General features: G+C 47.5%; 8 protein-coding genes. 1 reads left to right on the forward strand and 7 read right to left on the reverse strand.

Annotated features, from left to right (window positions below; all coding sequences use genetic code 11):
- Positions 1 to 2: 2 nt before the first annotated feature.
- From BN1938_RS12490 to BN1938_RS12510, 5 genes are all read right to left on the reverse strand, one after another.
- Entirely contained in the window at positions 3 to 1160 is a 1158-nt protein-coding gene (locus BN1938_RS12490; protein ID WP_050640939.1) for a hypothetical protein, read from the reverse strand.
- A gap of 3 nt (positions 1161 to 1163) precedes the next feature.
- Positions 1164 to 1559: a hypothetical protein gene (locus BN1938_RS12495; protein ID WP_050640940.1), complete on the reverse strand. Its 396-nt coding sequence runs from the start codon at positions 1557 to 1559 to the stop codon at positions 1164 to 1166.
- Between the two features lie 231 nt (positions 1560 to 1790).
- Entirely contained in the window at positions 1791 to 2489 is a 699-nt protein-coding gene (locus BN1938_RS12500) for a ComF family protein (RefSeq protein WP_050640941.1), read from the reverse strand.
- Positions 2471 to 4681, reverse strand: coding sequence for an SF1B family DNA helicase RecD2 (locus BN1938_RS12505; RefSeq protein WP_050640942.1), 2211 nt, complete (start codon positions 4679 to 4681; stop codon positions 2471 to 2473). Before BN1938_RS12505 ends, BN1938_RS12500 begins: the two co-directional genes overlap by 19 nt.
- Positions 4682 to 4824: 143 nt before the next feature.
- On the reverse strand, positions 4825 to 5814 hold the full coding sequence (locus BN1938_RS12510) for a rod shape-determining protein (RefSeq protein WP_025655654.1): 990 nt from the start codon (positions 5812 to 5814) through the stop codon (positions 4825 to 4827).
- 874 nt (positions 5815 to 6688) lie between these two features.
- On the opposite strand from BN1938_RS12510, the gene BN1938_RS12515 reads away from it, so the two are divergent.
- On the forward strand, positions 6689 to 8068 hold the full coding sequence (locus tag BN1938_RS12515; RefSeq protein WP_070102401.1) for an MATE family efflux transporter: 1380 nt from the start codon (positions 6689 to 6691) through the stop codon (positions 8066 to 8068).
- A 216-nt stretch (positions 8069 to 8284) separates the two neighbouring features.
- On the opposite strand, the gene BN1938_RS12520 is transcribed toward BN1938_RS12515, so the two are convergent.
- Positions 8285 to 11644 carry a response regulator gene (locus BN1938_RS12520; protein WP_050640943.1) on the reverse strand — a complete coding sequence of 1120 codons (3360 nt, stop codon included), beginning with the start codon at positions 11642 to 11644 and terminating at the stop codon, positions 8285 to 8287.
- The gene (locus tag BN1938_RS12525; RefSeq protein ID WP_050640944.1) at positions 11641 to 12912 is read right to left on the reverse strand and encodes an ABC transporter substrate-binding protein; all 1272 of its coding nucleotides are present in this window, start codon (positions 12910 to 12912) and stop codon (positions 11641 to 11643) included. The genes BN1938_RS12520 and BN1938_RS12525 overlap by 4 nt, the downstream gene beginning before the upstream one ends.
- Positions 12913 to 13150 lie beyond the last annotated feature (238 nt).

Consider the following 13150-nt stretch of genomic DNA (forward strand, 5'->3'; position numbering starts at 1 on the left):
TATTATTTATCTTCCAGATCTTCAAGATTTATACCCAATTCTTTGGTAAGGCTTCTTGTCAGCAGAATCTCGTCCGCCGCCCTGGCGTGATCTATCTTTTTCGCGTGTTCCCCCTGTTTTGGCGCCGGGCGCTTTCTCTGCGCATGCGGCTCCCCTGCCGCCCTCTGTACATTTGAAGTATCAATCAGCGCCGTCTCCTGGCTGTCCTGTGACTCCTGCCATTCACTCTGGTCCTGTCTTTCATTAATATGCTTCACACTCATCTCAGGTGCAGCTACTACAATTTTCGGAACGGCTTTTACATAATAATAATATTCATCATCCTCAAACTGCATACGCTCCGTTCTGGAATAGTTCACAGAAAAGAACAAAAACTCCAGCACCAGCCCAACCACAATCGCTGCAACACCGCTGACCACCATTGTAACGTATGACAGATGCGCGTCCAGTGTAATATTCCCCGCAGCAGCGATGACAATGCCTGCAATCGCACCAGCGACCGATCCGATCTTCCATGCATGGTCAACGGATCTTGTGCGTACGGCATATACAATCAGAAGACTGACGGCAGCAGCAATCACCATCACCCACATCTCCTTATTGGTCAGAGACTGCTTTGTGAAAACCATCAGGCTGTCCACCAGGCCTTTTGCATCCCCTCCCTTGAGGGCGGTGGATGACATCTTTACGAAATGCAGCATATAGTAAACAATCGTCCCAAATGCAACGGGAAGCACACAGACCGGCGTTCCCAGTAAGCCAAAGGCAACCGGAATCACAAACGGAACCTTCAGTGCAAACGCAACCGGCGTCAGCAGAACAAGCCATGCTTTTTTCGGTGTAAACCGGAAATAAAAGATGTACATGATCAGAAAAATCGCCAGAGATACAAGAGCTATGGGCATGGATAAGGTATAAAAATGCAGCAGTACCAGCAGCGTGGCTGCGATCACCATCACGACCAGCGGCAGAAATGCACAGACTGCGGAAAGTCCCACAGTACAGACAATAGACGACGCCGCCTTCATAAAACCGATGTTGGAATTAATCAGGCCGAAGACACAGAGTCCTAAAATAAATTGTAATGCTTTCATTATATATGTGGAATACTTCGCATATATTTTTTGCAGTTGCTCTTTCCAGACAAGTAAAGTACTCATATTTTATTTTTTCTCCTTCATACACATCTTTCCCAGGCGGGATAAATCCCGGTAATACTTTTTCACACGCTGTTTTGCTTTATTGTGCTTCGACTTGTAAAAGCTGCTGGCACATACGCAGTAAGCCACAAGTAAGATAATATATGCACCCACCACGACAGCCGCGATTATAATCAGCTTTGCAACCGTCAGATCCTTCAGCATTGCGTCGATGCTGCACAGGATAACCAAACCTGCGGCAATGGCGTATCCGATCGTGACCCAGATCGCTGTGATCAGTGTGTTGAGACTTGAATAATCTTTCTTATAATAACTGCTGATTTTCAAATCATCCGGCGCCAGAGTGTTCTCATATGCCGCCATCTTTGTCATCAGCCTGATGCGCTCCTTATCTAACATTTCCTCACCTCTAAGTTTTCTTTCAGTGCAGGCACGCCTTGGCGTACTTGCGGCGAGGCGCGCGTCATGCTCTGCATGACATCATACTTCTGCGCGCCTCTGCCGCCCGCCGGCGGCTTTATTCCGGAAGGAGACCAGACTCCCTCCTAAATTTAATTTTTCTTAACCACCTGTAAAGGTGGGAGTCTTATCTCCTTTTAAGATAAACATCATTTTTAGTATAGCATATACTCAGAGTCCTTGTCCAATGCTTATAGTTAAAAAATACACTTTTTCAGCTCCTGCAAGTCTCAGCATTTTTGCGCATCTGCGGATCGTGCTGCCGGTCGTATAGATGTCGTCTACAATCAGTACTTTTGCCTTTACCGTCTCTTTTCCGGACACCGCGAAGGCCCCTTTCAGGTTGCGGATTCTCTCCGTGTCATTGAGGCTTTTCTGCGGCCTGGTTTTGCGTATCCTGTAAAGCACGTCTTTCCTAACCGGTATATGAAGAAGGCAGCCCAGCTCCTCAGCCAGTATTTCCGCCTGATTATATCCACGTTTTCTTTTTCTGGCGGGATGGAGCGGAATCGGAATGATCTCTTCAACTCCCCACCTTCTGATTTGAGCCCCGCAGTGTTCCGCCATTTCCCCGGCAAATATCCGGCCGTAATTCCTTTTATTTCCATACTTGAACCGATAAATTGCGCCCGAAACAGGCTCCCTGTGCACCCATACGCTCCGCCCCTGTTCATAGGCGGCATCCTGTTTTGCGCAGTCCCTGCAGTATTCCTGTTCCGCCTTTTCGAGCGGCTTGCCGCAGCGCATGCATCGTGGTTCCTGTACATAGATAATCTTCTTTTTACAGGCACTGCAGATCCCCTGTTCCGATATTCTGCCGCAAAACGGACAGACCTGCGGATAGAGCAGATTTAAAATCCGCGTATACACTCCGCCAGGCTTGTGTAACGGTTCTGTTCGTTTTTGTTCTGTATCATTTCCTGAAATGTCGCTTCACTCCCCACTATTGTCAGGCATTTTTTTGCACGGGTTACCGCCGTATATAAAAGATTTCTGTTATATAGCATGCGCGGTCCCTGCAGCAGCGGTATCACTACCGCAGGATATTCGCTCCCCTGAGATTTGTGGACCGTAATGGCATATGCCAGTTCCAGTTCTTCCAGCATCTCGAAGGGGTACTTTACCGTTCTTTTCTCATCGTACTCGACAACCATGGATTCATCATAGGAATTGATTTCCTTCACAATCCCCATATCTCCGTTAAAGACTCCCATGCCTTTATCCACAGTGAGTCCGAATTTGGTGCAGATTTCCCACTCCAGCTGGTAGTTATTTTTTATCTGCATCACTTTATCCCCAACACGGAACAATCTTTGCCCGTTTTCTTTTTCCGCTTTCTCCGGAGAAGGCGGATTCAGATAACGCTGCAGGATTGTATTCAGCCGCTCCACCCCCAGCAGTCCCTTCCTTGTGGGAGTCATGACTTGAATCTCCGTGGGCAGTGCATCCACATACCTGGGAAGCTTTTTCTGAATCAGGGTAATCACTACACTGATAATCACATCTGCTTCCTGCCGTTTTAAAAAGAAAAAGTCACGGCTCTTGTTGTTCAGTACGACAGGTTCCCCGGCATTGATCTTATGGGCGTTCACAACAATATCGCTCTCGCCTGCCTGACGGAATATCTTTGTCAGCGTTACCACCGGAAACGAGTCCGAAGCGATAATATCCTTCAGAACACTCCCGGGTCCCACGGAAGGGAGCTGGTTCACATCCCCCACTAATATAAGCCGGGTGCCTTCCACAACGGCTGAAAGCAGGGCATGCATCAGCGGAAGGTCTACCATGGACATCTCATCGATAATCAGCACATCCGTCTCCAGGGGATTCTGCCGGTTACGCATAAAGCCATTTACATTGCCCTCTTCCTCCGGATTCCCGCTGACCTCCAGGAGGCGGTGGATCGTCTGCGCCTCATATCCGGTGGCCTCTGTCATTCTTTTAGCGGCCCTTCCTGTAGGCGCCGCCAGCAGAATGCTCATCCCCTCACTCTCAAAAAACTGGATCATGGTATTAATTGTAGTCGTCTTACCTGTCCCGGGCCCGCCGGTCAGGACCAGAAGCCCGTGCTTGATGGATTCTATCACCGCCCTGTGCTGCATGGGGTCTAGGGAAATCTGTTCCTGCCGCTCCACCTTTCTGAGCCGCTTCTCCATCATGTCCTCCGGCATATTGCAGTCGATATTCAGATCATGCAGCATCCTGGCCGTGTTGAGTTCCAGGTAATAATAGCGGGCCGGATAGATCCTGATCTCGCCCTCCGCCTCTTTGCGCACCGTCTTTTTCTCAATGCAGAGATCCATGATATACTTTTCCACATCCTGGATGTTCACCCCAAGAAGCTGCCCGGCGCGGGCCTCCAGTACCTGTTGGGGTAGATAGACATGTCCCTCCAGGGTGGACTGCTGCAGCGTGTAAAAAATACCGCTTCTGATTCTGAAATCCGAATCCGTATGTATCCCTATTCTGGAAGCGATTTCGTCGGCCGTCTTGAACCCCACGCCTTCTATGTTATCCGCCAGCTGGTACGGGTTCTCCTCAAGCACCTGGTACAGCTTCGTTCCATAATACTTGTAAATCTTAACGGCGAGAGTCGTGGATATCCCATATTTCTGCAGATAGATCATCGCCCGGCGCATATCCTTCTTCTCTTCTACCTGCTCGGCAATCTCCCTGGCCTTCCGCTCGCTGATCCCCTTCACCTCAGCCAGACGCTCCGGTTCCTCCTCAATGATGCGGAACGTATCCTCTTTGAACTTCCTCACGATTCTCCCTGCCAGCGCCGCTCCGACCCCCTTCACGGCCCCGGATCCCAGATAACGTTCTATAGATACAAGATCCTCAGGCTCCTTTACCTCATGGGAGTTCACTTTGAGCTGGCTTCCATACACACTGTGGTTCACAAACTCCCCGTGCAGTTCCAGCATCTCCCCCTCATTAATATAGTTAAAACTGCCAACACAGGTAGTCTCCCCGTCTTCATTTTCCAGATTAAATACCGTATATCCATTGTCCTCATTCCGGAACACAATATGCTCCACATATCCGGTGACTACTTCCAAAATTTCCTCCTAACCGGAGCCTTTCGTCTCGCAGAGTATCCGCGGAACGTCCGGCAGGCTCCTCCGTAACATAAGTTAAGACAGACCCCTTCGACAGCGCATTGCACCGTCTGAAGCAGTCTGTCCCACCCTGACTTTCTCCCTTAGAAGTCAGTCCTGCCGCTCATAAATTCTACGAACTGACCTGTTCCAATCGCTACAACCTTCATGGGGTCTTCGGCGGTCATTGTATGAATCCCTGTCTTCTCCTCAATCAGTTCCTCCAGACCGCGCAGCATGGCGCCTCCGCCGGTCAGTACGATACCCCTGTCCAGAATATCCGCGGAAAGCTCCGGCGGTGTCTGTTCCAGTACGGCAATTACTGCCTCTACAATCTGCCCTGTAGCCTCCCTCAGCGCTTCCTCAGTCTCCGAAGACGTCACCGTGACTGTTTTCGGAAGTCCTGTCACAAGGTTCCGTCCTCTGACCTCTATGGTCTCTTCCTCGACAAGAGGATATGTTGTCCCAATTTTAATCTTAATATCTTCCGCCGTGCGCTCACCAATCAGCAGATTATGCTTCTTTCTCATGTAACGCACGATTGCCTCATCAAAATCGTCCCCTGCAATCTTGATCGAAGTGTTGACCACTGTACCGCCCAGCGAAATCACTGCTATATCCGCAGTCCCGCCTCCGATATCCACAATCATATTCCCGCAGGGCTTGGATATATCAATCCCCGCGCCGATCGCAGCAGCTACCGGTTCTTCTATCAAATGTACTTCTCTGGCTCCTGCAGCAAACGTGGCCTCTTCCACCGCTTTCTTTTCCACTTCCGTTACACCGCTCGGCACACAGATACTGATGCGCGGCTTCTTAAAAGTCCTTTTTCCAAGCGATTTCTGTACAAAATATTTAATCATTTTCTCAGTAACCGTATAATCCGAAATAACCCCCTGGCGCAGCGGCCGCACCGCAACAATATTCCCCGGAGTTCTTCCCAGCATCAGGCGCGCTTCTTCCCCGATCGCCTTGATGACATTCGTATCCCTGTCAAACGCTACAACTGAGGGTTCCTTCAACACAACCCCTTTTCCTTTTACATACACCAGTACACTGGCTGTTCCCAAATCTATCCCGATATCTACAGACATATTTACGCTCCCTTCCACAACCCATATTACTCTTTATCTCCACTCATTCGTACTCCTCTGCCCCGCAGAAATTTTTCTTCAAGTATATTTTTAAACACGCCTTGGTCTAGATAAATTTCTCTGTTTCCTCGTGCAGTCTCTCCCCAACTTGCACCAATAGTATAATAAACTTTTCCAGAAATGGAAACCCCTTTTTTGTATTTTTAGTATTTCTTAAGGATTGTAAAAATACACCCGCCAAAATACGACCTTTTTTATATTTTATGATACTGGTATGCAGTACCCAAAAATATAAAAGGTTCTGTATATACTTATTTAGTATGCAGAATTCGAAAGTTTTTATGTCAGCGCTTCAGCAATAATTAAAATAAGAGTTCTCGAGAGTGCTCAATCAATAATCTGAGGCGTGAAATCTCAGCCCGCTATGCTTTCACCATCTGGTTAAGAGTGCATATTTACCGCACAATCAGAAGGTGTCTTTTCTTATTTAAATTCGTGTGCATTGTTCACTGTTTGTTCAGGTACCCAGATGATAAAATAATCTTACATAATAAATATCATATGATAATTATCAGTCAAAGGAGGCAAGGGGGAAAAGAATGTATATTAAGAGTATTCCGATACTCGTATCTCATCTATTTTAAGTATGCTGTCTGCCTCTCCAGCAGGTGTTTTGCAGAAGCAAAGGCTCGATCTTCAGCCCAGTCCGCGAGGGCTCTTTTTTAGTAGACGTCATAAAATAAAGAGCAATGCCGAAGATAATCAGCAATACTTAGGATATGTTTTTTAAGGTTGTTTTATAAGGTTATTTCTGCATCAACAAAATCTGTGGTATTCATGTACTTATGCACTTATTGAGAGGAGTGGTTTAAAGATGAGCAACAATAATGAAACAAATTCATTTACATCGGGACCCATATTGTCCCCATTTCTTAAGTTTACGTTTCCGATTCTGATATCTATGTTTTTACAGGCTTTATACAGTGCAGTTGACTTGATTGTTATCAGCCGTTACTGCGGGCCTGCAGAAAGTGCCGCTGTTTCCTCGGGCGGTAATGTAATGTATCTCCTTCAGGTGGTTGTCACAGGGCTTGCTATGGGTGTTACTGTAGCAATAGGGCGTTATATCGGAGAGAACGACGGCGAAAGCGCCGCAAAATCTATGGGAGCTTCCATCAGCATATTTGCTGTTTTTGGCGTAATTCTAACGATTATCATGGTTTTTGTAACACCAGTATTGGTAAGTGCTATGAACGTGCCTGCAGAAGCTCATGATTTTGCCGTTCAGTATTTGTCGATTTGCTGCGGAGGATTGGTTTTTATTGTCGGATATAATCTGCTGAGCTGTATATTCAGAGGTATCGGCAATTCTATTCTTCCGTTGGTTTTCGTTATCATCGCCTGTGTAATTAACGTTATTGGTGATGTTGTTTTAGTTTCCGTATTTGATATGGGAGTAAAAGGTGTAGCTATTGCTACCGTAAGCGCTCAGGCTATAAGTCTGATTTTATCAATTATTATAATCCGCTTTACAAAGCTTCCTTTCGTCTTCAAGTTAAGCCACATTCGATTTGATAATTATATGATCAAAGAGATGTTTTCCATTGGAACACCTGTAGCAATGAAGGATCTTGTTACACAGATTTCATTTCTCGCTGTCAATACATTCGCAAACGGCATGGGGCTCATCATGTCAGCCGGATACGGTATTGCATGGCGTGTTGTTAGTTTCGTGTTATTGATACCGATCTCATACATGCAGTCAATGTCTGCATTTATTGCGCAGAACATGGGGGCAAGGAAACCGGAAAGAGCAAAGAGAACGCTCTTCTATGGTATGGGGACTTCCGTAGTAACGGGACTTATCGTGTTCTATTTTGTATGCTTCCACGGTGATGTTCTGGCTTCAATTTTTACCTCGAACCGCGAAGTTATCGCAGCAGCGGCACAGTATCTCAAAGGATTCTCTATTGACTGTATACAGGTTGGTATTTTATTCTGCTTTATGGGATTTTACAATGGCTGCAGCCGAACAAAGTTCGTATTTTTCCAGGCTTTCTGGGATTCATGGGTTATGCGTGTACCAGCCGCCTATATTTTCAGCCATATGGCAGGCGCAACACTTTTCCATCTTTCACTGGCAACGCCTACTGCTACAACGAGTACGATTATCGTTTGTATTATTTACTATAATATTATTAAGAAAAATATTTTTAATTATCCTAAGACGGCACCGAAAAAAGCAGCTGGATAAGCGTTTCATAGTTACCTGTGTTCCTGTATAAATGTGGAAGAATAACAGATAATTTCATTACCAGGCAAAACGTATCGGTCAAAAAGGGAACTGCTGTACAAAGTAATTTGTACACAGTTCCCTTTTTTAGTACCTTGTAGCCACTGTATGCTGCGGAGCTGTTTCCCGTTTATACAGGAAAACATCCTGCCCTGCTGCTTAAAGATACCTGCCGTATTAGATATTCTGACCAAGGAATCGCTGCAGCACTTGTCCCAGTTCCGCCACATCAACCGGTTTCGCCAGATGTACGTTCATTCCCGCCTGCAGCGCGTCACATACGTCTTCTTCAAACGCATTGGCCGTCATTGCCACAATCGGCAGGGTTAATGCATCATCCCGGTTCAAAGCCCGAATCGCCTTTGTTGCCTGGTATCCGTCCATAACCGGCATTTGGATATCCATGAAAACCAAATCATAATACCTCTCCACAGATTCCGACACCTTCCGCACCGCTTCCTCTCCGTTATATGCCTCCTCCACCTGGACGCCGCTCTCTTCTATCAGTGTGCGTGCAATCTCCAGATTTATTTCGTTATCCTCTACGAGCAAAACACGTTTTCCATTGAAATCTCCGGCAGTTCCATTGAACATCGGTTTTGGCGCTTCCTCGTCCCCGCTTAGCTTCCTAAGAAGACTGGATATTTTCTCACGGTAAAGAGGCTTGGTAAGACTCGCTGTTGCTCCGCAGCTGCGGGCTTCGCTCTCTAATTCCGCCTGATCGTATGCAGTCAGGACGACCGCAGGAATATCATTTTCCACCGCTTCCCGGATACACCGTGCGGCAACACCCCCATCCATATCCGGCATCTCCAGACCCAGGATCACCAGCCGAATCGGATCCTGCGTATCCTTCGCCTGTAAAACAAAGGAAACGGCCTCCTCCCCAGAGGCGGCAGAACTGGCATGCATTCCCATGTCTTCCAACAGTTCCACCATGCTTTCACTAACCTGCGGGTCGCCGTCCGCAATCAGGCATCGTGCCCCGCTCCATTCGAGGGGGGCAGTCTCCGGTCCTTTTGCCTGCAGCTTCAGCGGAATACTCACGGTAAAGGAAGACCCCTTTCCCAGTTTGCTCTCCACCCGGATACTCCCGTCCATCAAGTCCACCAGGTTTTTGGTAATGGCCATCCCAAGCCCGGTACCGACAATCTTGCTGCTGGTAGTATCCTGTACCCTTTCAAAAGGTTCGAATAGTCTCTTTTGGAACTCCTCGCTCATTCCGATTCCCGTGTCAGAACAGCGGAATATAAAGCTGGAGTATCCGTTGTGACTCTCCTTTACCTGCCGCACATCCACACGTATTTTCCCATCTGAAGGCGTGTACTTCACCGCGTTGCTCAATATATTGATATAAACCTGCCGAATACGGAGAGAATCTCCTATTACTGCTTCGTTCTCCAATACAGCCAGATGCACATCCAGCTTCAGCCGGCATTCTGCCGTCTGCGGCCTGAAAAGTTCAATGACATCCGTTACCAATTCAGCAAAATTAAAAGGCTCCTCTCTGATTGACAATTTCCTGCTCTCTATCTTCGACATATCCAGCACATCGTTGATCAAACTGAGCAGATGCCTGCTGGAAATATCGATCTTTTTCAGGCAGTCCGCCACTCTGTCCGGATCATCCGGATGCGCGGCCGCAATCGCAGCCATCCCAATGACAGCATTCATGGGTGTACGGATATCATGGGACATATTTGATAAGAATTGGCTCTTAGCCACATTGGCGGCCCTGGCGCTTTCTAATGCACTCTTTAAAGTTTGCTGCTGCTGTTCCTCCTCATACCGCTGCTCATCGATCCGCCGGGAAATCAGGATCGCCAGCTTATCCTCGGAATAGGGATTGTCTACCGCAATGATTTGAGTAGAGATCCAATGATACTTCCCATCCGCCAGCAGGTGTTTATATTCCCCGCTGATTTCATCTCTTTCTCCGCCCAGGGCAGCCAGAAGGTATTCGGGTGCGAAACGCTGCTTAAAATGCTCCCGATGATCTTCGTGAATAGACGGCGCCATATCGGCATACAACTCACTGTAAGACTGCTGTCCTCCAATGGAGAGCATAAGTCCCGGCCTGATATACACAAACTTCAGAGTATCATGGGACAGGTTAAGGCTGATGATCAAAGGATACGCATTCGAGATCGCTCCCACCAGTGTTAAACGCTCCTGCAAATCCCTGCGCTTAGCCTCTTCTTCTGCCAATTTTTCCTCGGTAATGTCATGAATGGCAATGATGAATACCGGATGAGCATTTTCATCCAGAGTTTTTTCCACAATCCCGGCCGCCCAAAAGTAAGAATCATCCCTTGTTCTGACCCGGATTTCAAAAACATTCTTATGTCCATTCTCTGCGGCATCCTGAAACAGCTGCACCGCTCTTTCATAATCCTCGGGATATACCATGCTGCGGAGACTCTTCCCTTCCAGGACGTCGTTCGGGGATCCTTTCGGAAATCCCAGAAGGCGTAACCCCTCCTCATTGACCTGCAGAAACCGGTACGGCTCCTCTGATGTCGTTAAGGCAATTCCCTCAGGAACAGCATTATACAGGTGACTGATATACTCCGCCTGATTACGGAGCCTGTGGTTCGCCCGGTTTACATAACGGAAATACAGCAGAACCAGCAGGGCTATTCCCAGGATAATACAGCCAATCAAGGCAAAGGTGCGCATTATAATCTGGCTGGTCTGCTTATTCACAACAGCGGAAGGGATAATGGAAACCAAATACCAGTCAGTATCCAGCTTCAAAGGGATATAGCAGAAAACAGTATTTTCTCCCTGATAGGTAAAGGTGGCCCATCCCGTTTTCCCCTCCTTTAGGGACTGTGTAAAACGCTCCAGCCCGGTGTGGCTGTTTTCAGGTACCTGCAGCATATCAAAGAGATTCTGTACGGTTTTGTTGCTGTTGGGATGAGGCGGCCGGATAAGGACATTGCCTTCTGTATCCAGCACATAAGAAAAGCCTGTGTCCTGATAAAACGAAACAGTAAAAGTGTCGACGATCCGATCCACCTCAAACTCTTTGAGCAAATATCCTTTTGTACCGTCTTTCAGCGTCACCTGCACATACAGGTTAAACACATTGACGCCAGTAACACTGCTGATATGCGGGGCAATAATTCCCTGTTTCCGGTCATTCTTCGCCAGTATTTTCGTTAAGTTTTCATCGATCCCCACATCATCCGGATAGCATGCTGCATTCTCCAGGTACAAGAGGATGCCTGTGTCCACCGCACTGTAATCCCTTAAACATTCGTCCAGTTCGTCGGCCTGCGAACTGGCAAATCCACTTAAATGGGCCGCCACGGTTCCCATTACTTCGTATTCCCCTTGCAGCTGGATCTGCAGCGTGTTGCGCCCCTGCTGGGTACTCTCAAGAATGGAAGCCATCGACTGCTGCCACAGCTGGCTCTGTACTGCCCTTACGAAAAAGGCTGTAATGGTGCTGAGCAAAACGCCTGTAACAAGCGCTGCGGTCACAATCAGCAATTTTGATTTTTTTGGTTCTGTTGCTTCATTCTTTTTCAAGGCATCCTGTCCTCCTCCACCTGCAGATCCATCCAATCCATGACTGTATCCAGCGCTTCCCCCGCAAGCAGCTTCTGTGACGCTTCAGCAGTCAGCTCCCAGATCGGCAGATCCAGCAATGCGTCCGTGCCTATCACCGTACGCCCGCTTCTGTAACAGGACACCAGCGGCAGGATCTCCTGCGCCGGTGACGGATCTGCCCCCTGCAGCGGATTGAATGAAGACTGCTGATCTGCAAATTTTTGTATATTTTCCGCCCTGGTAAAATACTCTACAAATTTCATAGCAGCATCTATATGCCCGCTGCCGGCATTTACGCTCAATTTTGTATCCGGATTGATCACCAGCAGGGAACCGTCCTCTAAAACCGGAAGTGGATGCACCTCAAAGCCGAACTCCGGCTGCATCGCGCTGACGCGCCCGGCCGCCCATGCCCCCGTCAGCATAAAAGGAGACTCTCCCTTGATAAACTCTTTCAGATCATCGGAGGTTTTCTTCGTATCGAGTGCCTTTTCTCCGTCAATATATCCTTTCCGGATAAAACTTTCCACTATGGAGAACCCGGAACTCAGATAATGGCTCAGCGTCTCTTCACCGCTGTTAATCCGAGCAAATACTTCTGCCTGCACCTCTTCCTGATAGATAGAGTAAAATCCGTACCCGATGGCCAGTGTCTTCAGGGAAATGTCATTGTTAGCAATCATCGGTGTAATCCCCCTGTCTTTGAAATAACCGCAGACCGTTTCCCATTCTCCGAGATTCTGAGGCACCTCCTGCCCGTGTTTTCTGAGTAAATCCATGTTACAGTACAGCCCAAACGCCGATACCGTGGTAGGCATCCAGTAGATTTTTCCGTTCTCCTCCATTTGGCTGCGCATCTGCCTGGTATACTCCGGGATCACGCTGAGTGATGACAGATCCGCCACCTGCCCGCTCTGCTGCAACTCCAGCAAGATATCGTGATTTACCATAAAAACGTCGTTTCCCTTGCCGGAAGCCATCCTCTTTCTTAAGGCTTCAAAGTATTCGGTCCCTTTCAGGCTTTCATAGGAAACACGGATATCAGGATTCTCCGTCATGAAACCGGAAATGATCTCCTCTATGACCGTAACATTTTCCGGTTCATACTTATTCCCAAAAAAGGTAATGGTTGTAGTTTCTTCGTCCTGACCATCATAGTTTACTACTCTGCTGTTCTCTATGCATCCGGATAATATACACAATATTAAGGCAGAAAGGATCAGCAGAGCAATCGTTCTTTTTTTCATATCTTCTATCCTTTCGCTCATTTTCCGAATTGACGATCAATAGCATGCACGGGTAATTTCATTTAAACGAAGTAAAAATCCAATATGGACCCCATCCAATATCGAATCATTATACGATGTAACTAAAATTCATGACTGAAATTCTCCATTTAAAAATGTGCAGACATGATCTTCCCACTGACATTCATTATACCATAAACAGCCTTTTTTGCAATGTTTTCCCCTCACGGAAGGCGAG

It is taken from the genome of Eubacterium sp. SB2, assembly GCF_001244405.1.
Lineage (GTDB): Bacteria > Bacillota > Clostridia > Lachnospirales > Lachnospiraceae > Faecalicatena > Faecalicatena contortus_B.